Source organism: Reyranella soli (assembly GCF_007992495.1).
In the GTDB taxonomy this organism is placed as follows: domain Bacteria; phylum Pseudomonadota; class Alphaproteobacteria; order Reyranellales; family Reyranellaceae; genus Reyranella; species Reyranella soli.
The window spans coordinates 1-23,813 of the sequence record NZ_BKAJ01000127.1; the positions used below are offsets into that span (position 1 = coordinate 1).

General features: G+C 65.7%; 25 protein-coding genes. 10 read left to right on the plus strand and 15 right to left on the minus strand.

The annotated features are described in order from the left end of the window. Positions 1 to 66 precede the first annotated feature (66 nt). Positions 67 to 1,674: an ABC transporter substrate-binding protein gene (locus tag RSO01_RS32345; RefSeq protein WP_147154693.1), complete on the minus strand. Its 1,608-nt coding sequence runs from the start codon at positions 1,672 to 1,674 to the stop codon at positions 67 to 69. Between the two features lie 224 nt (positions 1,675 to 1,898). Here RSO01_RS32345 and RSO01_RS32350 point away from each other — a divergent pair, with 224 nt between their 5' ends. From RSO01_RS32350 to RSO01_RS32375, 6 genes are read left to right on the plus strand one after another with little or no spacing between them, the layout of a single operon-like run. Continuing rightward, positions 1,899 to 2,741, plus strand: a complete 843-nt coding sequence (locus RSO01_RS32350; RefSeq protein ID WP_170303520.1) for a VOC family protein — start codon at positions 1,899 to 1,901, stop codon at positions 2,739 to 2,741. 6 nt (positions 2,742 to 2,747) lie between these two features. After that, positions 2,748 to 4,274 carry a class I adenylate-forming enzyme family protein gene (locus RSO01_RS32355; protein WP_147154695.1) on the plus strand — a complete coding sequence of 509 codons (1,527 nt, stop codon included), beginning with the start codon at positions 2,748 to 2,750 and terminating at the stop codon, positions 4,272 to 4,274. A 2-nt stretch (positions 4,275 to 4,276) separates the two neighbouring features. Then, the gene (locus RSO01_RS32360; RefSeq protein ID WP_147154697.1) at positions 4,277 to 5,290 is read left to right on the plus strand and encodes a zinc-binding dehydrogenase; all 1,014 of its coding nucleotides are present in this window, start codon (positions 4,277 to 4,279) and stop codon (positions 5,288 to 5,290) included. Then, positions 5,287 to 5,730: a PaaI family thioesterase gene (locus tag RSO01_RS32365; protein ID WP_147154698.1), complete on the plus strand. Its 444-nt coding sequence runs from the start codon at positions 5,287 to 5,289 to the stop codon at positions 5,728 to 5,730. Before RSO01_RS32360 ends, RSO01_RS32365 begins: the two co-directional genes overlap by 4 nt. 42 nt (positions 5,731 to 5,772) lie before the next feature. Next, entirely contained in the window at positions 5,773 to 7,368 is a 1,596-nt protein-coding gene (locus RSO01_RS32370) for an ABC transporter substrate-binding protein (RefSeq protein WP_147154699.1), read from the plus strand. 25 nt (positions 7,369 to 7,393) lie between these two features. Further along, positions 7,394 to 7,942, plus strand: coding sequence for a hypothetical protein (locus RSO01_RS32375; RefSeq protein WP_147154700.1), 549 nt, complete (start codon positions 7,394 to 7,396; stop codon positions 7,940 to 7,942). Positions 7,943 to 8,376: 434 nt separating this feature from the next. On the opposite strand, the gene RSO01_RS32380 is transcribed toward RSO01_RS32375, so the two are convergent. The 7 genes from RSO01_RS32380 to RSO01_RS32410 all read right to left on the minus strand — a co-directional run bounded on the left by RSO01_RS32380 (position 8,377) and on the right by RSO01_RS32410 (position 16,081). After that, positions 8,377 to 8,820, minus strand: coding sequence for an NUDIX hydrolase (locus RSO01_RS32380; RefSeq protein WP_147154701.1), 444 nt, complete (start codon positions 8,818 to 8,820; stop codon positions 8,377 to 8,379). Further along, entirely contained in the window at positions 8,820 to 9,932 is a 1,113-nt protein-coding gene (locus tag RSO01_RS32385; protein WP_147154703.1) for an acyltransferase family protein, read from the minus strand. Before RSO01_RS32385 ends, RSO01_RS32380 begins: the two co-directional genes overlap by 1 nt. A gap of 6 nt (positions 9,933 to 9,938) precedes the next feature. After that, positions 9,939 to 10,862, minus strand: a complete 924-nt coding sequence (locus tag RSO01_RS32390; RefSeq protein ID WP_147154704.1) for a threonine/serine dehydratase — start codon at positions 10,860 to 10,862, stop codon at positions 9,939 to 9,941. A 2-nt stretch (positions 10,863 to 10,864) separates the two neighbouring features. Beyond that, positions 10,865 to 11,413, minus strand: a complete 549-nt coding sequence (locus RSO01_RS32395; RefSeq protein WP_147154705.1) for an HD domain-containing protein — start codon at positions 11,411 to 11,413, stop codon at positions 10,865 to 10,867. Beyond that, positions 11,410 to 12,438 (minus strand): alpha/beta hydrolase, encoded by a 1,029-nt coding sequence (locus tag RSO01_RS32400; RefSeq protein WP_147154706.1) that lies wholly within the window; start codon positions 12,436 to 12,438, stop codon positions 11,410 to 11,412. Before RSO01_RS32400 ends, RSO01_RS32395 begins: the two co-directional genes overlap by 4 nt. After that, on the minus strand, positions 12,435 to 15,128 hold the full coding sequence (locus RSO01_RS32405; RefSeq protein WP_218037524.1) for a hypothetical protein: 2,694 nt from the start codon (positions 15,126 to 15,128) through the stop codon (positions 12,435 to 12,437). The genes RSO01_RS32400 and RSO01_RS32405 overlap by 4 nt, the downstream gene beginning before the upstream one ends. A gap of 80 nt (positions 15,129 to 15,208) precedes the next feature. After that, on the minus strand, positions 15,209 to 16,081 hold the full coding sequence (locus tag RSO01_RS32410) for a protein-L-isoaspartate O-methyltransferase family protein (protein ID WP_147154707.1): 873 nt from the start codon (positions 16,079 to 16,081) through the stop codon (positions 15,209 to 15,211). Between the two features lie 147 nt (positions 16,082 to 16,228). Between RSO01_RS32410 and RSO01_RS32415 the strand changes: the two genes are divergently transcribed. Then, the gene (locus tag RSO01_RS32415; protein WP_246158972.1) at positions 16,229 to 17,233 is read left to right on the plus strand and encodes a Bug family tripartite tricarboxylate transporter substrate binding protein; all 1,005 of its coding nucleotides are present in this window, start codon (positions 16,229 to 16,231) and stop codon (positions 17,231 to 17,233) included. Here RSO01_RS32415 and RSO01_RS32420 read toward each other — a convergent pair whose 3' ends face one another. The 5 genes from RSO01_RS32420 to RSO01_RS32440 all read right to left on the minus strand — a co-directional run bounded on the left by RSO01_RS32420 (position 17,234) and on the right by RSO01_RS32440 (position 20,290). Further along, positions 17,234 to 18,028: an SDR family NAD(P)-dependent oxidoreductase gene (locus tag RSO01_RS32420; RefSeq protein ID WP_147154709.1), complete on the minus strand. Its 795-nt coding sequence runs from the start codon at positions 18,026 to 18,028 to the stop codon at positions 17,234 to 17,236. It abuts the gene before it with no gap. A gap of 7 nt (positions 18,029 to 18,035) precedes the next feature. Next, positions 18,036 to 18,485 carry a GNAT family N-acetyltransferase gene (locus RSO01_RS32425; RefSeq protein ID WP_147154710.1) on the minus strand — a complete coding sequence of 150 codons (450 nt, stop codon included), beginning with the start codon at positions 18,483 to 18,485 and terminating at the stop codon, positions 18,036 to 18,038. After that, a complete protein-coding gene (locus tag RSO01_RS32430) occupies positions 18,482 to 19,717 on the minus strand; it encodes a phenylacetate--CoA ligase family protein (protein ID WP_147154712.1) in 1,236 nt (411 codons plus the stop codon). Before RSO01_RS32430 ends, RSO01_RS32425 begins: the two co-directional genes overlap by 4 nt. Before the next feature lie 89 nt (positions 19,718 to 19,806). Beyond that, positions 19,807 to 20,052 carry a hypothetical protein gene (locus RSO01_RS32435; RefSeq protein ID WP_147154714.1) on the minus strand — a complete coding sequence of 82 codons (246 nt, stop codon included), beginning with the start codon at positions 20,050 to 20,052 and terminating at the stop codon, positions 19,807 to 19,809. Between the two features lie 10 nt (positions 20,053 to 20,062). Continuing rightward, a complete protein-coding gene (locus RSO01_RS32440) occupies positions 20,063 to 20,290 on the minus strand; it encodes a hypothetical protein (protein WP_147154716.1) in 228 nt (75 codons plus the stop codon). A 122-nt stretch (positions 20,291 to 20,412) separates the two neighbouring features. On the opposite strand from RSO01_RS32440, the gene RSO01_RS32445 reads away from it, so the two are divergent. Together RSO01_RS32445 and RSO01_RS32450 are read left to right on the plus strand one after the other, a co-directional pair. Continuing rightward, positions 20,413 to 20,895, plus strand: a complete 483-nt coding sequence (locus tag RSO01_RS32445) for a carboxymuconolactone decarboxylase family protein (RefSeq protein ID WP_147154718.1) — start codon at positions 20,413 to 20,415, stop codon at positions 20,893 to 20,895. A 136-nt stretch (positions 20,896 to 21,031) separates the two neighbouring features. After that, positions 21,032 to 21,355, plus strand: coding sequence for a DMT family transporter (locus RSO01_RS32450; protein WP_147154719.1), 324 nt, complete (start codon positions 21,032 to 21,034; stop codon positions 21,353 to 21,355). 28 nt (positions 21,356 to 21,383) lie between these two features. Here RSO01_RS32450 and RSO01_RS32455 read toward each other — a convergent pair whose 3' ends face one another. Beyond that, on the minus strand, positions 21,384 to 22,178 hold the full coding sequence (locus RSO01_RS32455; RefSeq protein WP_147154721.1) for an ATP-grasp domain-containing protein: 795 nt from the start codon (positions 22,176 to 22,178) through the stop codon (positions 21,384 to 21,386). Between the two features lie 164 nt (positions 22,179 to 22,342). Between RSO01_RS32455 and RSO01_RS32460 the strand changes: the two genes are divergently transcribed. Further along, a complete protein-coding gene (locus RSO01_RS32460; RefSeq protein WP_147154723.1) occupies positions 22,343 to 22,708 on the plus strand; it encodes a phosphopantetheine adenylyltransferase in 366 nt (121 codons plus the stop codon). A 190-nt stretch (positions 22,709 to 22,898) separates the two neighbouring features. Here the strand turns inward: RSO01_RS32460 and RSO01_RS32465 are convergent, their stop codons facing one another. After that, positions 22,899 to 23,729, minus strand: coding sequence for an ABC transporter ATP-binding protein (locus RSO01_RS32465; RefSeq protein ID WP_147154724.1), 831 nt, complete (start codon positions 23,727 to 23,729; stop codon positions 22,899 to 22,901). Positions 23,730 to 23,813: the final 84 nt, after the last annotated feature.

The window sequence follows — 23,813 nt, forward strand, 5'->3', positions numbered from 1 at the left end:
GATGCATCGACAAAAACAGGTCCCTCGACTACGCCGCCCTGCGGGCGGCTTCGCTCGGGATGACGGTTACACATCCAGCCACACCGCGGCCATGTTGGCCTCGACGCCGTCGGCGGTCAGCGAATGGTCGTGCACGCGGACATTGTGGATGGTGAGGTAGAGCGGCGAGTAGAGCGGGATGTCCGGCACTTCCTCGGCGACGATGCGCTGGAAGTCGATGAACATCTGCTTGCGCTTGACCGGATCGTTCTCCACCGCGGCGCCCTCGAGCAGGGCATCGACCTTGGGATTGTCGTAGTGCGAGCCGTTGGAGAATGGCACGCCCTTCTTGAAGTTCTTCGACCAGTAGATGCGCTGCACGCCGACCGTCGGATCGAACAGGTTGGAATGGCCATTGAAGGTGAAGTCGAACTCGCGGTCGGTATAGACGCGCTTCACGAATGCCGATGGGTCGGCCGCCCGCACCTCGACGGCGATGCCGATTCGGCCCAGGGCGGCACGCAGGAACTCGCAGGCGCGCCGGCTCTCGTCGCCGATCGGGTTGTAGTCGAGCGGCACCTTGAAACGGACCTTATTGGTACCGCGCGGAAAACCCGCCTCGTCGAGCAGCGCCTCGGCCTTCTTGAGGTCGAGCTTGTAGGGACTGGGCGTCGGATCGTGGAATTCCTTCAGGCCCGGCGCGATCGGCGAATAGCACACCGTGCCGTAACCGAAGGCGACGGTCTTGATCAGCAGCTCGCGGTCGATCGTGTGCGCCACCGCCTGGCGCACCTTGAGGTTCTTGAAGAACTGGCTGTCGAGATTGAACTGCAGCGTCGACACATTGTACGAGTAGCTCGTGCCCTTGGTCTCGAAGCGCAAGGTCGGCACCTTCTTCAGGCGCTCGAGATCCGACAGCGCCACCGGCGTGCGGTAGCCGATGTCGGCCGAGCCGTTCTCGAAAGCGATGGAGCGCGCCCCCGGATCGGGCAGGAACTTGCAGACCATGCGGTCGATATAGGGCTTGGGCGCATCCCAGTAATCGGGATTGCGCTCGTAGATGATGTGGCTGCCGCGCACCCATTCCTTGAACTTGTAGGGTCCCGTGCCGATCGGCGCATTGCCGTTGGGATTGGCCAGCGGATCGGTGCCTTCATAGATGTGACGCGGCATCATCGGCGCTTCGGCCGCCGTCAGCGCCTTGATCAGGTAGGGCGCGGGCTTGGAGAGCTCGATGACGGCGGTCAACGGATCGGGCGTCTTGACCTCGGTGACATTGGCGAACGTATTGCGCCCGCGCGGATGGACGGTCTTCAGGAGCTGGATCGAATAGGCGACGTCGGCCGATGTGAACGGTTTGCCGTCGTGGAACTTCACATTCGGCCGCAGCTTGAACGTATAAGTCTTGCCGTCGGGACTGACCGACCACTCCGTGGCGAGCTGAGGACGAGGCTTGATGTCGTAGTCGTACTCCAGCAGCCCTTCGGTGACCTTGGCGCTGACGGTGAGCGCCGGCGTCGCCACAGTGGTCAGCGCCACCAGGGTCTGCGGCTCGCTGTTCTGCATGAAGGTGAGCGTGCCGCCTTTCTTGGGTGTCGGTGTCGGCGTCTGCGCCCACGCGCGGCCGCCTGCAAGCGCCAAGGCGGATGCGCCAGCCAAGGCGGCGCGGCGCGTCGTGCGGAATTTCGCTGTCATGTCGTGGTCCTGTCCATCCAAGGGAAGCCTAGCGCGCCCAGCCAATAACGATGCAGCAAAATGCAGGCCAGCAGAGATGCATATTGAATGGGGCTGCGATCTTGGAGTTTCATTCTCTCGATACCGGGAATATTAGAATTGATTTTCGGAGATAAGGTGGGCTCGTCGAAATAAGAGAATTCATGGCGGGACCGACGTGCGAAGATGACGAGAAGGGGTTTCGAATGACATTGCCTGCGGCAACGCTCGACCACGTGGTCATCAATGCGCGCGACGACATGGATCGCGCAGCCGACATCTATCGGCGGCTCGGTTTCACGCTGACCGAGCGCGGCTATCATTCGCTGGGCTCGATCAACCATCTCGCCATGTTCGGCACGGATTACCTCGAGCTCATCGCCGTGCCCAAGGGCGCCACGACCGGCCGCATGGACCTGATGACCTTCCCCTTCGGGCTGAACGGCCTGGTGTTCGGGTCCGAGGATTCCGCCGTCACCTATGAATCGCTCGCCAAGGTCGGCGTGCCCATCGATCCGCCGGTCGAGTTCACACGGCCGGTCAAGGTCGCCGGCAAGGAGCACGATGCACGCTTCCGCACGGTGCGCATGAAGGCAGGCGTCGTGCCTTATGGCCGCATCTACTACTGCCATCACTTCACGCGCGAGCTGGTGTGGCGCGATGAGTGGCGCCATCACGCCAACGGTACCGTGGCCGTCGTGCGCGCCCTGATCGTCGAGCCCGATCCGGCGGCGGGCGCCAAGCTCTACGCCGACATGTTCGGCGTCGAGGCGGTGCGCGACATCAAGGGCGGCAAGAGCGTCGTGATCGCCAACTCGCGCTTCGACATCGTCACCGAGGCCGAGCTGAAATCCCAGTTTGGCGATGCCGTGCCCGATGCCGAAGGCCGCAAGGCCTACATGGCCGGTCTCACCTTCCGCACCGTCTCCGTCGCCAAGGCGGCGCGAGCGTTGCAGGAAGGCAAGATCGAGGGTGCGGTCCAGACGTCGGGGCGGCTGGTCGTGCCGGCGAAGCAGGCGATGAATGCCGTGCTGGAGTTCATCGAATAGGCCGCCATGGTGACCATCACGCAAGACAACCAGGGCGACGCGATCTCGCGCGACGTGCCACGCGAGTCGCTGGCGCTGATCGACGCCGGCGGCAACGGCAGCGAGCGCCTCTACACCTACGACGACATGTTCCGCCTGAGCGGTGCGGTCGCGCGCGGCCTCTCGAAGCGCGGACTGAAGCGTGGCGATCGCGTCGCCATCCTGTCGGCGAACCGCGCCGAGTTCCTGCTCACCTTCCTCGGCACCATGCAGGCCGGCCTGGTCTCCGTGCCGGTGAACTACAAGCTGCCGGCCGAGACGGTCGCCTACATCGTCGATGACTGCGACGCCAAGCTGGTGATCGGCGACGATACGCGCCTCAAGCTCGCGCCTGACAGCGTGCCCAAGGTCTCCTTCGACAAGGACTTTGCGGCGCTTCTCGATGAGGGCCCGTTCACGCCGCTGAAGATGCAGCCCGAGGAACCAGCGATGTTCCTCTACACCTCGGGCTCGACCGGACGGCCCAAGGGCGTGGTGCTGTCGCACTATTCGCACCTCTGGGCGATCAGCCAGCGCGTGCGCCGGCCGGTGCCGCAGGGCCAGCGCTCGCTGGTCGCGGCGCCGCTCTATCACATGAACGGTCTTGCCATGTGCCAGACCACGCTGAACCAGGGCGATACCATCGTCCTGCTGCCGCAGTTCACGACCCGGGGCTACATCGAGGCCGCTGCGCGCCATCGCGTGCAGTTCCTGACGTCGGTGCCGACCATGATCGCCATGATGCTGCGCGAGAAGGAGCTTTTGGCGACAAACGATCTCTCGGCAGTCGAGGCCGTGCGCATGGGCTCGGCGCCGATCACCCAGTCGCTGATCGACCAGGTGCGTACGGTGTTCCCCAAGGCCGCCATCGGCAACGGCTACGGCACCACCGAGGCCGGTCCCGTCGTGTTCGGCCCGCATCCCGACGGCGTCCCGCAGCCCGAGCTGTCGACCGGCTACCCTCATCCCGAGGTCCAGCTACGCCTCGTGCGCGACGGCAAGGAGGTCCAGGGGAATGACGCCGAAGGGGGCGTCCTCGAGATGAAGTGCGGCGCACTGATGACGCACTATCACAAGCTGCCCGAGGTCACGGCCAAGGCCATGACGCCGGATGGCTACTACCGCACCGGCGACGTGTTCCGCCGCGACGAGAACGGGTTCTTCTTCTTCGTCGGCCGCGCCGACGACATGTTCGTGTGCGGTGGCGAGAACATCTATCCCGGCGAGGTCGAGAAGATGCTGGAGCGCCACCCCGGCATCCATCAGGCGGCCGTCATTCCGATCCCCGACGAGCTGAAGGGCCACAAGCCCATTGCCTTCGTCGTGCGCGCCAACGGCGCCGACCTCGACGAGCAGGCGGTCAAGAGCTACGCGCTGGCCAACGCGCCGGCCTACCAGCATCCGCGCCAGGTCATCTTCATCGACGAGATGCCGCTTGCCGGTACCAACAAGATCGACAAGCGCCAGCTCGCCCAGCACTTGGCCAAACAGATCCCCACCGGAGGAGAATCCTAAAAATGAAAGCAGCCGTCGTCCGTGAGCATGGCGCTCCCGACCGTCTGACCTACGAGACCGACTTTCCCGACCCGACGCCCGGCGAGGGCGACGTGATCGTGGCGGTCAAGGCCTCGTCGCTGAACTACCACGACGTCTTCACCCGCCGCGGCATGCCCGGCATCAAGGTGCCGATGCCGGCGATCATGGGTTTGGACGTCGCGGGCGAGATCGCCGAGGTCGGCCCGGGCGTCACCGGCTGGAAGAAGGGCGACCGCGTGCTGGTCGACCCCATCAACCGCGTCGAGGGCGGCCTGATGGGCGAGACGGTGCATGGCGGCCTGGCCGAGCTCTGCAAGGCGCGCGCGCACCAGCTCGTCAGGATCCCCGATGGCGTGAGCTTCGCCGATGCCGCGGCGCTGCCCGTGGCCTACGGCACGGCGCTGCGCATGATGACCACCAACGGCCATGTGGCGAAGGGCGAGAGGGTGCTGATCCTGGGCGCCTCGGGCGGCGTCGGCGTGTGCTGCCTGCAGCTCGCCAAGCTGGCCGGCGCGGAGGTCATCGCCTGTGCCGGCACCGACGCCAAGGCCAAGCGCCTGATGGAGCTCGGCGCCGACAAGACCATCAACTACATCACCCATGACTTCCAGAAGGAGGTCTACGAGCTCTACGGCAAGCCGACGCGGCGCGGCAGCGGCACCGACCGCGGCGTCGACGTGGTGGTGAACTACACCGGTGGCGACACCTGGGTGAAGTCGCTGAAGGTGCTGAAGGTCGGTGGCCGCCTGCTCACTTGCGGCGCCACGGCAGGCTACGCGCCGACGGAGGACATCCGCTTCATCTGGACGTTCGAACTGAAGGTGCTGGGCTCCAACGGCTGGATGCGCTCCGACATCGAGGAGCTCCTGAAGATGGTGCAGTCGGGCAAGCTGAAAGTGCTGATCGACAAGGTCTTCCCTCTGACGGAAGCGCGCGAGGCGCTGCGCGTCATCGAGGATCGCGAGGTGTTCGGCAAGGTTGTGGTGGCCCCATGAGCGAAAAAGAAGGAAGTGACAAGATCGTGCCGCCGATCAAGGACGTGCTGCAGAGGATGCTCGACAACTCGCCCTTCATCGCCTTTCTCGGCCTGAAGGTGACCGAGGCCGATCCCGCCAACGAGCAGGTCACCATGACCTGCGCCATGAGGCCGGAGTTCGAGCGCGGCAAGGGCACCGGGCAATGGCACGGCGGTCCGCTGGCCGCGATCATCGACACGGTCGGCGACTATGCGCTGATCATGGCGCTGCGCCGGGCGCTGCCGACCATCAACTTCCGCGTCGACTATCTCAGGCCCGCTATCAAGACCGACTTGATCATCACCGCCAAGGTGCGCCGCGCCGGCAAGAGCGTGGGCGTGGTCGATGTCGACGTGTTCAACGAGCAAAAGGCCCTTTTGGCGATCGGCCGCGCGACCTATTCGACGCTGCCCGCATAAAGCCACAGCCCTGGGTTTCTAATCCAGGCTATGGCAGCCACGGTGACCAGGGTTTCACGTCGCTCGTTCGGGGCCGGTCTCTTGACGGCCGGCCTGGTCGGCAAGGCCGCCCTTGCGCAGGAAACGCCCAGGCGGGGCGGCACTTTGGTCGCGACCTTGGGCGGCGGCGAGCCGCAGGCCTGCTACGTCCCCTCGGGCGGCGGGCCATCGCCCACCTTCTCCTCGTCCAAGCTGCTCGAGCGCCTGGCCAGTCGCCGCATGGATGGCGAGTTCCAGGGCGAGCTCGCCGAGGCGTGGAAGCCGGCGGCCGACTTCAAGTCCTACACCGTCAGGATCCGCAAGGGCGTGAAGTTCCACGACGGCCATGACATGACCACGGCCGACGTCGTCTATTCGATCGACGAGATCTGGAAGAAGCACGCCACGGCGGCTGCGCTCACCGACTTCGCGGGCGTTGCCGCGCCCGACACCGATACCGTCGTGGTGAGCTTCAACAAGCCGGTGCCGGAATTCTTCTTTTCCTCTCTGCTCTGCAGCCCGGCGAACTACATCCTTCCCAAGCACGTCTATGCCGGCAGCGATCCGCTCACCAACCCGGCCAATGACGCGCCGATCGGCACCGGCCCGTGGACGTTCAAGCAGTGGGTACGCGGCAGCCATTTCGAGTACGCCAGGAACGAGGGCTACTGGCGCCGCGACACGCCCTACCTCGACCGGCTGATCATCCGCTACGTGCGCGATCCCGCCGGCCGCGCCGCCGCCCTGGAGGCAGGCGACATCCACATCGGCGTGTCCAACCCGGTGCCGCTGCCCGACATCAAGCGGCTGGCCGCGACGGGCAAGTTCGTCGCCACGCCCAAGGGCTACGAGGAGGCCGTGTGGTCGACCACGCTGGAATGCAACCTGCGCAACCCGGTCTTCGCCAAGCACGAGGTACGCCAGGCCATGTTCTTCGCTGTCGACCGCAGCCTGATCGCCAGGACCGTCTACTACGGCTATGCGCAGCCGGGCACGGGTCCGATCTTCTCGCCCAACAAGGAGTACTTCGCGGCCGACACCTTCAAGACCGCGTTCGACCCGAAGAAGGCGGCCGCGCTCCTGGATGCGGCGGGCTATCCGAAGAAGGCCGGCGGCAAACGTTTCAAGCTGAACCTGGTGGCGGCCGGCTGGCTCCCCGAGAACGCCAAGATCGGCGCCCTTGTCGAGCAGGGTCTCGAGGATATCGGCGTGGACGTCACCCTCACCGTCCCCGACCGATCGACCTCGATCAGGCGCATCTACACCGACTACGATTTCGACCTGGCGATCTCCAACCAGGCCAACCCGTCCGAGCCGGTGCCGGCCACCACCCAGTACTTCACCTCGGACGGCATCAGGAAGGGCGTGCCCTTCCGCAACGCCTCGGGCTTCCATACCGACGAGGTCGACGCCCTGGTCGAGAAGATCAAGGTCGAGACCGATCCTGGCCAGCGCAAGGCCCTGGTCGCCGAGTTCCAGAAGATCGTCACCCGGGAGTGCCCCAACCTGCCGCTGGTCGAGATCGAGTCCCTCACCGTGGCCAGCACCCGGGTGCAGAACCACTCGAACGATCCCAACTTCCTGGCCGCCAGCTGGCACGACTTGTGGCTGGCCAGTTGATCGCCGGGCAGTCATCATTGCGACGATGACGATACGTTCTGCCGCGGTTCTGCTGGCCGCCTTGCTCCCTTCGGCCGTGGCCGCCCAGACGATGGGCTTCGCCTGCCCCGATCCCGGCACGACCTTCACCTACGACAGCGGCACCAAGGTGGTGGCCAAGGGCCGCGACGGCATGGACTGCACCATGGAGATCGTGGGCGGCAAGCCCTACAAGCTGCGCGCGCTCCTGTTCGACAATCCCTCGCCCGACGGCGCTGACACCACCGCCTACATCAATGCCCTGAAGCCGGAACGGCTGTGGCCGCTCGCCGTGGGCAAGAAGATCGAGGCGGACTTCAGCAGCGGCGGCAAGACCTGGCATTACATCCTGAGGGTGGTGCAGGCCGAAAAGCGCACCGGGCCCGGCGACGCCATGATCGACACCTTCCTGATCGAGATGCAGGAGCAAGGGCCTGCCGGGCAGCGTTCGGTGTCGCGCTGGTGGATCTCACCGGCCGACAAGTTCGCCATCCGCTACGACTATAGCGACGGCAGCCGCGCCAACCGCGCCGTTGTGACCAGCGTCACGCGCTGAACGGCGAGCGGGATCGCGTTCGCTGCGCGTCTCGGAAAATCACCGCAAGCCATTGATGCTTTGGGTCCTTCCAGCGCTGGCGGCGGCCGGGCACTGTCCGCTAAACAGGGACAGCAACGACAATGCGCGGTCCTCGGCGCGGGTGCGTTGGCGGCCGAGTGCATGCAGTGCCGTCATTGTTGGCGAGGTTTCCGAGGTTCCTGAGGTTTCCGAGAAAGGTCGTAGCGGTGCCTCGGAGGCCGACCCACTATCAATGGGGCTCGTCGGGGAATTCGGACATTTACGCTAATTTCGCTATTGGTTTTTGAACGCGAGGAGAGGCCGGCGCGGCGTCCGCCGGGCGCGATGGACTTCGGATGAACGATGCATAGAGCGACGCCGCCTAGAAGCGGGTGTCCTGACAATAACTCAAGTTCTTAATTGCGTCAACTAAGCTAAGGCAGCGCTCCGATCATCTCGCGCAGGTTCTTGGGCCAGACCGTCGCCTCGGTCTGCGCCAGCTCGTCGAGCGACCACCAGCGATGCTCGACCATGACCTCGCGCTCCAGGTCGGTCCAGTCGGCCTTCGACAAGGCATTGTCGGTGACGCGGACCACGAAGAAACGTTCGTCCTGCACGACGTGCTCGCCGTCGGGCAGCTGCAGCACCACCTCACGGCGCGCGACTTCCGGGCCGACACTGTCGCGCCGCAGGCCGGTCTCCTCGACCAATTCGCGCAAGGCCGCCTGCTCCAGAGTCTCGCCATCCTCGACGCCGCCGCCCGGCGTGCCCCAGAAATCCTGTCCGGCGAGCGGACCGCGTTTGTAGACGAACCGGAACAGCAGGATCCGGCCCGCCTGGTCGAGAATCAGAAACCGGGCGGACAGTCGCCGGCGCATCACAGGATCCGGCTCAAGCCGGGGATGCGGCGGAACACCAGCCCGGACAAGGCGAAGGTCGCGACGGCGGCGCCGGCCGTCAGCAGCAGGGCTTTGACGAGCGCGGGTGCGGCGAGCGCATGGAGCAGCAGGGCGAGCGCGATCAGCACCGGCGGATGAAACAGATAGACGGCGAAGGCATTGTCCGAGAGGAACCTCGTCCGCCGGCCCTGATGGTCGAAATATCGCCGGTAGAGCGCCAGCAAAGCGAAGCTCATGCCCACGCATACCAGCGATTCCCAGAGCGACTTGCCGGCGCTGACCGGATTGACGCCGCCATTGTATGGCGTCGTGTCGTGATCGAGCGCACCGCCCGCGACGATCAGCACGGCGAGCAGCGGCAGGGACAGCAGCAGCGCGCCGATCGCCCAGCGCGAGGCCAGGCGCTGCGGCAGCTCATCGAGCCAGCGGCCGCGCCAGGCGATGACGCCTGCGGCGAACATCATGATGTATTGCGGGACATCGCCGGGATGCATGTTGAGCACCGAGACCGTCTCGGGCACGCCGATGCGCACCACGAACGTCGCCAGCGCCATGCCGACGATGAAGGCAAGGACGGTCTGGCTACCGGGCTGTCCGACGGGCTTCGCGACTCCCGGCCAAGCCTGCCGCAACAGCGCGTAGGCGAGCGACAGGAGAAATGCGCAAAACCACATCGGTCCCGTCTCGGACAGCCATTCGCCGTCGCTGAGATGGACGATCCATTGGTGGCCGAAGCCGCCGCCGCCCCATGTCCGGGACAGGAAATACTGCGTCAGCGGACCGATCACGAGCATGTAGAGCAGCGTCGGCACGCCGAGCCGCAGCAGGCGGTCGCGGCTGAAGCGGGCCGATCCCTTACGGTCGAAGGCCGGTGCGGCGAAATAGCCGGCGATGAAGAACAGCAGCGCCATGAAGAAGGCCTGCAGGAACGTCTGATAGAGGCCGAAGGCCAGGATGGTGCCGAAGCCCGCGTCACCGCGGTCGGTGTAGTACCAGCTGCCGAACGGGCTGTAGGTGTCGGCCGCATGCATGCTCAACACCAGCAGGATCATGGTCCAGCGGATGTTGTCGATGAAGGCGAGCCGGCGCATGCTTGGTTAGGCGATGCTCGCCAGCTCCGTGTTGGCGCCGCAGATCAGCGTGGCGACGCGTTCGCCGGCAGCGCGCCGATAGGCGCCCGTCATCAGAGCCGCCACGCCCGCTGCACCGGAGGGCTCGGCGACGACATGCAGCTCCTCCCACAGGGCACGCTGCGCCTTGCGCACCGCTTCGTCGGTCACCAGCACCGATTCAGCGACCAGATTCTGTGCCACCTCGAAGTTGGGCGTGCCGATGCGGCTTGCCCCGAGCGCGTCAGCGGCAATACCGGAAATCTTCACGTCGACCGGGTGGCCGGCCTTCAACGCCTCGTGCAGCGTCGGCGTGCCTTCGGTCTCGACGGCGACGATTCTGATGCCCTGGCCGATGGCGGCGGCGCAGCCCGCGATCAGCCCCCCGCCGCCGACCGCCACGAGCAAAGTGTCGAACGTCGCCTGCTCGGCGAATTCGAGCGCGACGCTGCCGGCGCCCGCGAACACCACGGGATCCTCGTAAGCCTGGACCACGAGCGCGCCGGTTTCGGCGGCGCGCTTGTCGCTGGCCGCCCTCGCTTCGGCATAAACAGCGCCGACCTGGTGCACGACGGCGCCGTAGCTCTTGAGCCGCGCCACCTTGGCGGGCGAAGAGATGGTCGGCACGAAGATCTCAGCCTTGTGTCCGAGCGCACGAGCGGCGTAGGCGACGGCGACGCCGTGGTTGCCACCCGAGGCCGCGATCACGCCGGCGGGCGGCACCGTCGAGGCGAGCAGTTTGTGGAACGCGCCACGGCCCTTGAACGTGCCGCTTACTTGCAGCGATTCGAGCTTCAGCGCCATCGGTTGGCGATGGCCAAGCGATCCCCCCGGCAGCTCGATCACCGGCGTGCGGCGGACATGCGGTCGGATGAGGCTCCAGGCGGCCTCGACGTCTTTGCGGCCGATCATGATCAGAGACGGCAGGCTGCGACGTGGCGCAGGTAGTGGTCGAAGTCCGGCGTGGTGGCGCGCGGGTCCTTGGCGGCCTCGTCGTAGCGGCGCAGGCGCACGGCCTCGGCATGGTGCGGGTTGGCGCGGAAGGCTTCGATCTCGTCGGCCGACATCAGCCCACCCTGCAGCTTCAGGCTTCTAACCGAATCGGGCGCGAGCTTGCCGAAGTAGTCGGACTCGACCGTGCAGAGGTAACGCTTGGCCGCGACATGCAGGCGGACCGGCTCGCTGACCGCAGGACCGAAGCGCTCGGCGAGCCACTTCGCCCCCAGCTCCTCGTGCACGTCGTCGAGGCCGCGCGAGGCCGGATCCTCGCCGAGTTTATGGATCATGTGGCCAACATCGTGCAGCAGCGAGGCGAGCACGGTGGCGGGCGGCGCATCGTCGGCCTCGGCATGGGCCGCAGACTGCAATGCGTGCTGGAGCTGGTTGATGGCGCTCAAGCCGTAGCGCTTGGTGGCGCGGCCGACGAAGATGTCCAAGAGTTCCTGGCGCAGGGGATCGCTCATGCGCTCTTCTTATCACGAACCACCGCATAACCGGGAATCATAGCCAGTGCGGCTTTCAGGGGATCGGGCCGCCACGCGCGCGTAACAAAATCGCCATGCATGTCGAGGCCGCCGCACGGCACGAAGGCCACGGTGCCGGGATTGAGCGTCGCGGGCAGGGCCTTGACGTAAGGCACGCGCTTCTTGTCGAGCATGCCCTGCAGGGCCGCGTTCTCGTCCTTGGTCGACTCGGTGTAGGCGCTGAGCAGGAAGGCCTGCCGCCGGCGCGCCGCCATCCAGGCGGCGTACTTGTCCTCGTCGCCGTAGAGCGCATCCAGCAGGATCGCGCCCTTGACCCGGTGATTGGCGCCACCACGGTCGAGGGCATAGGCCGCCGACAGGTAGCCGCCGCTGTAGGCCACGAGCACGACCGGCGCGAGGTTGAGCTGCCGGCCGGCACCGCGATCGCCGTAGAGCCGCATCAGCCGCTCGGCCGCCTCGTCGACATAGGCGGCGAAGTGGCCGGGCTTCCAGAAATTGCCGGCGCTGGAATCGGCGGCATCGACGGCGAGCTGCGGCGCCACCAGGGCGATGTTCTGCCCGGACTCGGCGATCTGCCGCGGCACGGCCTGGCGCACCATCACGTCGCGCTCCAGCGTGGCGCCCTGGCCGTGAAAATAGAGCACGATCAGCACCGGACGTTGCGGATCGAAGCCGGCCGGCAGATAGAGCAGCGAGCGGCGGTCGTTGTAGGTCGGCTGCTCCCAGTAGACCGTGCCGCCCAGGCTGGTATGGCCGAGCTGCCTGCCGTTCTTGACGTCGAGGAACGGCTTGTTGCTGCCGGGAACGGCACTGCGATAGGGAAAGGCCGAGGCGTTGAAGGCGACGAGCTGCGTCTTGCCGTCCTTCAGCGGCTGCGGGCCAAAGGGCTTGGGCGTCGCGGCCGCCTTCGCAGGCGTCTGCTTGCTCGGCTTCTTCTTTGTCGTGCGGGCATGCGCGGCGGTCGGCATCAGCAAGGCCCCCAGCAGCAGCGCCCGCCGCTTCACGCCGCCGCAGGCCGGCCCACCCCCACTGCCTGGGGCTTGAGCGGCATCAGCACGGAGAAGAACGCCGGCAGGGCCACGAGATAGGCGAAGGCGCCGACCAGCACCACGGCGGGCAAGCCGAAGCTCGTCGCCACGATTGGCACCAGCGCGGCGCCGATCACCGAGAAGCAGCCGTTGATGCCCCAGGCCCACAGGAACATGTGGTCCTTGCCCAGGCGACCCAGCGTGGTCATGGCCGTCGGCATGGGGAAACCCATCAGGAAGGCCGGCGGCAGGATCAGCAGCAGGCAGAGCACGATGCGCAGCGCGTAGGGCAGCGTGCCGATCCAGTCGAGCGCATAGTCGATGGTGAAGGCGTAGAACGCCAGGATCGCAAAGATCGCCAGGAAGATCCTGGGCATCACGCTGCGCGCGCGATCGAGGAAACGCTCGGAGAAGAAGCTGCCGATGCCGGAGAAGACCAGCATGCCGGTGATCAGCACCGAGGCCGACACCGTGGCGTTGGAAAGCGCCAGGATGAAGTGGGAGATCATGCCCACCTCGACGATGATGTAGCCCAGCCCCAGGCACAGGAAATAGATCATCGTCCCGAACTTGCCGGGATAGCGGCTGAAGATGGTGCGCCAGCCGAAGATCAGGGGGAACAGCACCAGGGTGAAGGCGAAGATGGCGGCGATGCCGAGCGTCGCCCACAGGAGCAGATAGCCCCACTCGTCCTGCACCAACTCGAGCCGGTCGGTGAAGTTCAAGAGGTCCTTCACCTTGATGTAGGCGGCGAAGTACGGCTGGTGGTTGGTCAGCACGCGGGTGTCGAAGACGTACTCGTCCGCCACCTTGTTCCAGCCGCCGTTGATCAGGTAGTGCCACGCCAGCCGGCCGAGCACAGTCGCGGGCACGCGCGGCCCCTCTTGCGGCGCCGCCTCATCCTTGGCTTCGACCTTGGCGTCGGCACCGGTCGTGGTCATGCCCGGCGGCGGCTTGTCGTTGGGCTCCTTTTCTTCCGACGGGGCCGTCGGATCGGCCGGCGCGCCTTCGAAGAAGAACTGGTCGTGGTAGTCCTGCAGGATCTGCTTCAGATCGGCGGTGTCGACCTTGATGCCGGGATAGTAGATCGCGTCGAACGACATCGCCTTGGTGTGGGCGTTGAGCTTGGCAATCTCTTCCGGCGTGAAGCCGCCACGCTTGTAGAGCACGGTCGCGGTCGAAAGGTACGACGATGCGACGTAGAACTTGTTGGCAATGCCGTTCGAGTCCTTGTCCAGATAGTCGACGATCTGTGCTGCCTGGGCCATCGTTGCATAGAGCTTCAGCACCGACTTGGGCGGTTCTTCCTTGTTCCACAGCGTCACCGAGAGAATCCCGCCGGGCTTCAGCGCCCGCATGTAGGATTCCATCGCCTCGCGGGTATAGGAGTACTTCTCGACGATGGAGAAGCCGCCCGGGCTCGACAGGCCGGCCGAATCGGCCAGCGACAGGTCGATGACGTCGTAGCGGTTCTTGGTGTGGGCGACGTAGAGGCGGCCGTCATAGTCGATGACGGAGACCTTGGGATTGTTGAGGATGTCGCCAGTGAAGTCGCGCAGCCCCTTGTCCTCGCGGAACGCCGTCAGGATCGCGGGATTGCCCTCGGCGACCGTGACATGGGCCGAGCCCGCCTTCAGCGCCACCGCGGTCGAGATGCCGCCGCCGAACTGGACGACGAAGGTGTCGGGGTTCTGCTTCAGGATGTACGGGTAGTACATCGACAGGTACTTGAAGTACGCCGTCTCGTTCGCCGGCAGGTCCTTGATGATGCCCGACGGTCCCTCGGAATCGATGTAGAGGCCGAGATAGGCGTTCTTCGGCATGGTCGGCAGGTTGAACGCCGCGTTGTCCGACTGGCCCGGCGCGAAGTGCAGGTACGAGCTCGAGTAGATTTCGAGGTAGCCGAACGGCGAGGCGCGCTCGTAGGTGCGCTGGTTGTCGGGGAACTTGCGGGCGTAGCTGACGCCCTTGTAGTCCGACACGGCGAGCTTGGGGATGCCGAGCACGCCCGGCGCCGTGTAGTGCACCGCCGCCGACAGGATGGCCACGACCACGATGGCCAGGATGCCGCGCCGGTCGCCCAGCGCCACGAACCACAGGATGCCGCCCGCCAGCCACAGCAGCAGCGGCGCCATGATCAGGTCGTCGGGGCGGAAGTAGTACATGGCGAGCAGCACGGAGAGACCGCACAGGCCCGAGCCGACGAGATCGGCGAAGTAGACGCGGTTGAAGGACTTCTGCGCCTTGAGGAAGACGACGCCGAGATAGAGGGCGCCCGCCAGGAATGGCAAAAAGTAGAGCACGAAGTTGGCAAACAGGCGCCACTTCTGCATCGGATCCGACACCAGGAAGATGGCGTTGAACGGCACCTGCTGGGCGGCGAGGTTGCACACCACCATCAGCGGGCCGAAGGCCAGCAAGGCACCCTTGACCGCACCTACCCAGTGGCGTTCGAACCAGCCCTTGCCGACGCACATCACGGCGCTGGTCAGGCCGAAGCCGAACATGGCGAGGCTCACCACCAGCGAGCCGAAATGGGCCCAGCTGCCGACGGAGAACACGCGCATGATGCCGATCTGCAGCGCAATGATGCTGCCGGCGACGAGGCCTACGGACAGGTAAAAGGTAAGCGGCGGGCGATGGTCGAGATCGACCGTGACGGTCAAGGGGGGACTCCGTTGTTGGGCCGTCGTTGCGGCCGAGGTGGGCTGCGCGTGCAGTGCGCGCAGCCCCTCAACGCACCCGCCTAGCGGTTATGCGTACCGACGATCTTGTCGCCTTCGAGCTTGGTGAAGGGCACGAACGGCACGATCTTGCCGCCGTAGATGTCCTCGCGGGTCGTTGTGATCGAGCCGTCGGCGCCCTGGGTCTTGGTGACCTTGAGCACGCGCTGCGCGCCCGGCGGGCCGACCGGGATCACCATCAGGCCGCCCGACTTGAGCTGCTGCAGCAGCGGCGGCGGCACGTGGTCGATACCGCAGGTCACGATGATCTTGTCGAAGGGGCCGGCCTCTTCCCAGCCATAGTAGCCGTCGGCCGCCTTGGTCTTGATGTGCTTGAACTCGGTGTAGCCCTTCTCGATCAGCTTGTCGTAGAGGCCGCGGGTGCGGGCCGCCAGCGGGGCGATGATCTCGATCGTGTAGGCGTTCTCGGTCAGGTTGGCGATGTAGGCCGACTGCACGCCCGACCCGGTGCCGATCTCCAGCACCTTCTCGCCGCGCTTGACGTCGATCACGTTGGTCATGCGGCCCTGGACGTGCGGGCCGGACATGGTCACGCCATAGCCGATGTCGAGGAAGGCGTGCTCGTAGGCGCGCTTGTGGATCGCCGGGTTGATCGCCGAGAACTCCTCGCGCGGCGTCAGCAGGAAGGCGCGGATGGTCGCCTGGCCCCAGATGTCCTTGTTGCGGACCAGGGCCTGGAAGCGGTCCCAGCGCTGGCCGAGGAACACCGGATCCTCGCCCCGGGACTTGCCCCAGGCGATGAAATTCTCGCGCGTGTCGGTCGGCGGATTGAGATCCCAGCTGTAGGGCTTGATGCTCGCCGCCTGCGCGGTCGTCGATACAAAACCGGCGGCAGCCAGCGCCGCGCTGCCGGAGACGAAGGTGCGTCTCTTCAAGATAATCCTCCTTGGCGCGGCCCCCATTGAAGGAGGGGAAATCCGGGGCAACCGCACAACGAATTGATACGGGAAATGTGGCGGATTTGCCAGTGCGCCCGTGTTACGGGAAACCTAAACGATATTTAATGAACGCCGAGGAAACCCGTGAAACGCCTGCTTTCCCGCCGCTCTACGCTCGCCGCTGCGACCATTCTGCCGGTGGCCAATCTGTTGCCTCGCGACGTGGCGGCCGACGGCCCGTGGAAGCCGAGCCAGGGCATGCGCATCGTCGTTCCGGCCGCTCCCGGCGGCACGACCGACATCGTCGCCCGCCTGCTGGCGGCCTACCTGCAGCAGGCTTGGGGCCAGTCCTGCGTGGCCGACAACAAGTCGGGCGCGGGCGGCGTCATCGGCTCCAACGAGGTCGTGAAGGCCGCCGCCGACGGCCACACCGCCCTGATGGGCAATATCGGCCCGCAGTCGATCGCCTACTCGCTCTACCGCAACATGCCCTACGGGCCGCAGAGCCTGGCGCCGGTGTCCTGCGTGATCACCGCCCCCAACGTGCTGGTGGTCCATCCCTCGGTGCCGGCCAAGACCGTCCCTGAGTTCGTCGCCTGGCTGAAGGCCCAGAACGGCAAGGTCTCCTACGCCTCCTCCGGCACCGGCCAGTCGCCGCACCTGTCGGGCGCCTGGTTCCTGCAGCTCACCGGCACCAAGGCCGAGCACATCCCCTATCGCGGCGCCGCCCCCGCCCTGCAGGACCTGACGGCGGGCGTGACCCAGTTCTTCTTCGACAACCTCACGACCTCGATCGAGTTCGTGCGGGCCGGCAAGCTCCGGGCGCTGGGGCTGACCTCGGCGCAGCGCAATCCGCTGACGCCCGACCTGGTGCCGATCTGCGAGACCATGCCGGAGCTGAAGCCGTTCGACGTGTCGACCTGGTTCGGGGTGTTCCTGCCGGCGGCGACGCCCAAGCCTGTCATCGAGGCCTACAACGCCCAGATGAAGGGCTGGCTCGACGATGCCAAGACAAAGGAGCGCTTCTCGACCATGGCGGGCTTCCCCGCCTACGGCACGCCGGCGGCGTTCGACAAGTTCGTCGCCGCGCAGATCGCGCTTTGGAAGGGCGTGATCGACAAGGAAGGGCTGAAGCTCGACGTCAACTGATCACATGATCTGGTTGACGACACCGCCATCGACCCGCATGGCCGCGCCCGACGTCCCGGACGCGGCCTCGCTGCAGAGATAGACGCCCAGCGCCGCCACCTCGTCGGCCGAGGTGAATCGGCGGAGCAGCGAGGTCGGACGGAAATCGCGAAAGAAGGCGGCCTCGATCTCGGCCACGGTGATGCCGGCGGCCTTGGCCCGCTCGGCGCGCAGCCGGTCGGTGTTCTCGGTGTGGGTCGGGCCGGGCAGCAGAGCGTTCACCGTGACGCCGGTGCCGGCCAGTTCCATGGCGAAGCCGCGCGAGATCGCGAGCTGCGCGGTCTTGGTCATGCCGTAGTGGATCATCTCCTTGGGGATGTTGAGCGCCGATTCGCTCGACACGAACACGACGCGCCCCCAGCCACGTTTGGCCATGCCCGGCGCATAGTGACGCGTGAAGCGCACGCCGCTCATGACGTTGACCTCGAAGAAGCGCTGCCATTCGCCGTCGTCGATCTCGAAGGCCGGGTTGCGGCCGTAGATGCCGAGGTTGTTCACCAGGATGTCGACCTCCGGCACCTTGTCGAACACGGCCTTGGCGCCGGCGGCTGTGCCGCCGTCCGCGACGATGCCCGTGACCTTGGCATCGGCGACCGCCTCCTTGATGCGCGTCAGCGCGGCATCGACGGTCGCCTGGCTGCGGCCCGTCACGACGACGCTGGCGCCTTCGGATGCCAGTCCCTTGGCGATGGCAAGACCAATGCCGGCCGTCGAGCCGGTCACTAATGCATGCTTGCCGGCAAGCCCCAGATCCATGTCACCCTCACCCGAATTGCGGCCGGCGATCTGACAACGTGCGGTCCATGCGCACGGACGTGCCCTTCACGCGATAGCCGATGCGCTCGTAGAAGGCGTGCGCCCGCTTGCGGTCGACACGGCTGTAGAGCGATGCCGACGGAAGCTTCCGGCTGCGTGCCCAGGCCTCGGCCTCGCGCATCAGTGCTTCGCCGACACCGCTGCTGCGGGCTTCGCTGTCGACGACCAGCGCCTGCACGACGGCTTCACACGGCTTTTCGAGCGCCGGCCGCTCGAAGACATGCAGGACGCCCACCACGGTACCGTCGATCTCGGCAACGACGATGCGATGTCCATCTTCCGCGAGAACCCGCTCGAAGCGGGCGCCGAACGCCGCCTCGTCCGGCGCGTCCGCCAGTTGCCCGATCAGGCGATGGACGGCGGTGACGTCGGCGGGGTGCGCGTCACGAACGATCATGTGTACTTGCGGACGTCATCGATGACCTTGCCGTCGTTGGGCAGGCTGCCGGGCTGGGCGAACTCGACCTTGCCGCCGACCTTGCAGACGGTGCGGATGGTGCCTTCCATCGCCTTCTCGAGATCGGCGGACGGCGACGGCGCCTCGACCTTGAGCGTCATCGTGTCGGCCTGGTTGACCCAGTCGATGACCAGGCGCAGGCGGCCCAGGCCCGGATGCTTCTTGGCGATCTCGGCGATTTGTTCGGGATCGACGAACATGCCGCGCACCTTGGTGCGCTGGTCGGCACGGCCCATCCAGCCCTTTATGCGCATGTTGGTGCGTCCGCAGGGGCTGGGGCCCGCCAGCACCGCCGACATGTCGCCGGTGCCGAAGCGAACCAGCGGATAGGCGCGGTTGAAGGTCGTCACCACGACCTCGCCGACATCGCCCTCGGGCACCGGATCGCCGGTGCCGGGGCGCACGATCTCGACGATCACGCCCTCGTCGACCGTCATGCCCTGGATCGACTCAGATTCGTAGGCGATGGTGCCCAAGTCGGCCGTGCCGTAGCTCTGCAGGCAGGTCATGCCCTTGTCGATGAACATCTGGCGCAGGCTCGGCGGCAGCGCCTCGGCGCCGACGAAGGCATGCTTCAGCGAGGAGATGTCCTTGCCGAGCTCGGCCGCCTTCTCGATCAGGATCTTCAGGAACGACGGCGTGCCGACATAGCAGTCGGGCCGGATGCCGGCGATGGCGTCGAGCTGCAATTCGGTGTTGCCGACGCCGCCCGGGACGACGGCGCAGCCCAGCGCCCGCAAGGCCGATTCCATCATGATGCCCGCGGGTGTCAGGTGATAGGAGAAGGTGTTGTAGACGATGTGCCCCGGCCGGAAGCCCGCGGCATGCATCGCCCGCGCGCCGCGGAAATAGTCGGGCTCGTCGGTGTCGATCTCGTAGATCGGGCCGGGCGACATGAAGACGTGCCGCACCTTGCTCATGGGCACGGCGATGAGGCCGCCCATCGGCGGGTTCTTCTTCTGCACCTCGCCCAGCATGGACTTGCGCAGAACCGGCAGCCTGGCGAGCGCCTCGCGCGAGGTCACCGCGGCGGCATCGACGTCCTTCAGCCAGTCCTTGAAGAACGAGGCATTGGCCTTGGCATGGGCGATCTGCTGCGGCAGGGCCTGCATCAGCGCCTTCTCGCGCTCGGCCGGCGTGCGGGTTTCCAGCGTGTCGTAGTGCTTGGACATGGGCGCTTCCTTTGGCTTTGCGGCACGGTAGCCGCCGGGCCGGCCTTTTGCCAAGGCAGCGGAAAGGCCGAGTTGGCTTGAGAGATGCGCTAGGCGTCGCATAGGGCTAAACGGCGCTCGATCCGTTCGAGCCTGTTCTCGACCCGATCGATTCGGCCCGATTGACCGGCAAAGTCACCATGCAAGTTAGCAACTTCGCCGCGGAGGTTAGTGACCGAGACTTCCAAAGAGGTCAGGCGTCCCTTGACGTCCTTCATGTCCTCCCGGAACTCGTCAAACTCCGATCGGATGGCGCGCAAGTGCTCAAGAATCAGGTCGTTTCGCTCGTCCGCCATGGCCTCCACTTCAGGCTTCGCGCAACCGCAGTCGATGCTCGACCCGCTCCAGACGACCCTCGATACGGTCGATTCTCTCGGATTGGCCGGCAAAATCGCCATGCAAGTTCGCCACGGAGACCTCGACGGAGGTCAGGCGCCCCCTCATGTCGCGCACGTCCGCGCGCAGCTCGCCCATCTCCAGCCGAAGGATGCGCAGATGCTCGAGAATGAGGGCGCTGGTCTTGTCGGTCGTCATGACCCGCTCTTGCTATGCCTGCATACCCGTACGGTCAATCTATCGTCGGTTGCAAACGCCCTGATCTTGCCAGCCACCGTCTTCGGCGCTTATATCAGAGTTCGAATATCTTGAGGTTGCCGATGTCGAATATCCGAATTTCCTACGAGACCTTCCAGAAGACCGCGCCTGGCGCGCAGGCTGCCCTGCTGGCCATGGGCAAGAGCACCGAGGAATCGGGTCTCGACAAGACGATCGTCGAGCTCGCCAAGCTGCGCGTGTCGCAGATCAACAACTGCGCCTTCTGCCTGCAGATCCATCTCAACGTGTCGCGGCGGCTCGGCCTGCCGCAGGAGAAGCTCGACCTGGTGGCGACCTGGCCCGAGGCCGGCATCTTCTCCGACAAGGAGTGCGCGGCGCTCGCCTGGGCCGAGACGCTGACGCGGCTCGACGGGCGCAGCGTGCCGGACGAGGCCTATGAAAGCGTGCGCCGGCACTTCAGCGAGAACGAGGTGATTGCACTCAGCGTCGCGGTCGCCAACATCAATGCCTGGAACCGGCTGGGGGCGGCTTTCCGCTTCGCGCCGCCGATCCCGAAGAAGGCGTCGGAGAGCAAGGCGGCCTGATTTTTTCTAAGACCGATCCACGATTGGTTGAAGCTGCAGCCCCGCCTGCCTACATGCGGCGGCGCGAGGCCACGTCCTCCCCCAATCGAATGGGCACATGTCCGGGACGGCCCGGCTCTGGATAAGGAGAGCCGATATGGCGTGGGTATATCTGGGCGTCGCGGGCCTGCTGGAGATCGTGTGGGCTTCGGCCATGAAGCATTCGGAGGGCTTCACGAAGCTCTGGCCGACCATCATCAGCCTTGTGGGCATGGTCGCGAGCATGATCCTGCTGTCGATCTCGATGAAGACGCTGCCGCTCGGCACCGCCTACTCGGTGTGGACCGGCATCGGCGCCGCCGGCGCCTTCATCTTCGGCATCGTCATCCTGGGCGAGCAGGCGAGCTTCGGACGTATCGCGGCGGCCGTGCTGATCGTGAGCGGCCTCATCCTGATGAAGCTGTCGGATAATTCGGCTTAGTCGCGCAACAGCGTCGTCCACTCGTCGTTCATGTAAACTCCATCGCTTCGATTGCCTCGACCAGCTTCTGCATATCAGCGGCGTAGAAGCCGGCACTGTTCAGGGTGTTGACTTCGACGACCTTCAACTGGCCGCCGACCCGACCCACGTCAAGCACGTAGGCGCGATGCGGCTGCCACGCCTGCTCGGCCATGGACTGAGCGAACGCACGCACATCCTCGTCCACGTTGCTTTCATAGATGACCGTCTCGTATCGCCGATACACTGAGGCCGTCACCAGCTTGCGGTCGACGATCCAGCATCGAGTCTCCTGAGCGATCTCTCGCGGGGGAGAGATCACCAGACGCGTATCCGTGGTCACGTCGAGACGTTCATCGGGCTTGGCGGTGTCGACCATCCGCTGGACCTTGTCACGCCATTCCATGAACTCTTCCCGACCATAGACCTTGGCTGGGAACGCCTTGGTGTCGCTGGCCGGGCGCACGAACGAGGGATCACGGAAGTAGTGCGGCGCATCCTGTAACGAACAGACCACGCAGTCCGCGTTCAACATGTGGTGCTTCCATGCGACTAGGAAATCCTCGTGCTGGAGATGGCCCACGTCGAAACAGCCCGGCACCCAGCCCTTCTCGCGGGCGACGTGGCGCATTGAGTAGGAGCCGATCACGATCACGTTCCCCTCCGGAGAGATGTCGGGGATGATCTGGCCGACGATCGGGACGACCTGATGCAGGCTGTGCGGGATTCCCCACCGCGGCAGGTGCTCGGCGAGGAATCGCAGACCGCTTTCGTAACGCAGATCGTCTTGGATGACCCAATGCATCAGGTTCTCGCGATGTAGTAGCGCAGGACCTAGCCATGTCCCACTCCTCCTCGACCCTAAACCACGGGGTTAGGGCGAGGAATCGCATCCAGATGGGGGCCCCCGAAGTCACTCTACCTGCGAGGTAATTGCCTAATACCCGCCGCCCGCCAATGCTCGACGGCATGTGGACTGCCCTTGCCTTCGCCATCGTCGGCGCCATTCACCTGATGCCGGTCGCGCCGGTGTTCGTTCCCGAGACGCTGTCGCGTCTCTACGGCATCGCGCCCAGCGACACGACATTGCTGGTGCTGATGCGCCATCGCGCGCTGCTGCTGGCGCTGGTCGGCATCCTCTGCCTATGGGCAAGCTGGGCGCCCGGCGTGCGGCCGGCCGCGCTGCTGGCCGCCGCGATCAACGTCGTGGGCTTCCTGGGCTTCTATGCGCTCTACGGCAATCCGGCGGGCGCGCTGCGCACCATCGCCATCGCCGACCTCGTCGCGCTGCCGCCGCTTGCCTTCGCGGCGTGGATGACGCTTATGCGCACCTAGGCGCGCGGCCTCGACCTCGCAACAAGCGACTTGTTTTCGTCGCTTGGCCGGCGACGTCGACGAACGGCTTCAACAATGTGAGAGATGGCAGCTCGCGCCGGCCTCGCAGTCCGAAGCTCGGCAGCGGTCAGCGGCGCGTCGTCTCTTGCCCGGCCCCGCCGACTCTGCTCAGACTTTTTCATGGGCATCCTCAGAGCCACCGCTTGCGCCGCCGGTAGTGCTTGACGTCGCGGAACGAGCGGCGGCCCTCGCCGCCGATGCCGAGATAGAACTCCTTCACGTCCTCGTTCTCGCGCAACGAGGCGGCGTCGCCGTCGAGCACCACGCGGCCGTTCTCCAGGATGTAGCCGTAGTGGGCATAGCGCAGGGCGACGTTGGTGTTCTGCTCGGCCAGCAGGATCGAGACCTTCTCCTGCTCGTTGAGGTTCTTCACGATCTCGAAGATCTCCTCGACGAGCTGCGGCGCCAGCCCCATCGACGGCTCGTCGAGCAGGATGGTGTTGGGCCGGCTCATCAGCGCGCGGCCGATCGCCGTCATCTGCTGCTCGCCGCCCGAGGTGTAACCGGCCTGGCTGGCGCGCCGCACCTTGAGGCGCGGGAAGTAGTGATAGACCTTCTCGAGATCGTCGGCGATCTGGCGGCGCTTGCCGCCATGGATGAACGCCCCGGTCAGCAGGTTCTCCTCGACCGTGAGATGGCCGAAGCAATGCCGGCCTTCCATCACCTGGATGACGCCGCGCTTCACCAGGTCGTTGGGCGACAGCCCGTCGACACGCTCGCCGCGGCAATGGATCTGGCCCTTGGTGACCTCGCCGCGCTCGGCCAGGAGCAGGTTGGAGATCGACTTCAGCGTCGTCGACTTGCCGGCGCCGTTGGCGCCCAGCAGCGCCACGATCGATCCTTCCGGCACCGTGAGCGACACGCCCTTCAGCACCAGGATGACGTGGTTGTAGATGACCTCGATGCTGGCGACGTCGATGACGTTGGCGGCCGCGGCAGGTGCCGGCGTTGTAACGCTCATACTGCCCCTTTGCGAAAAGTCCTCACCCTGAGGAGCAGCGCGTAGCGCTGCGTCTCGAAGGGTGGGCCACAGCAAGACTGTGGC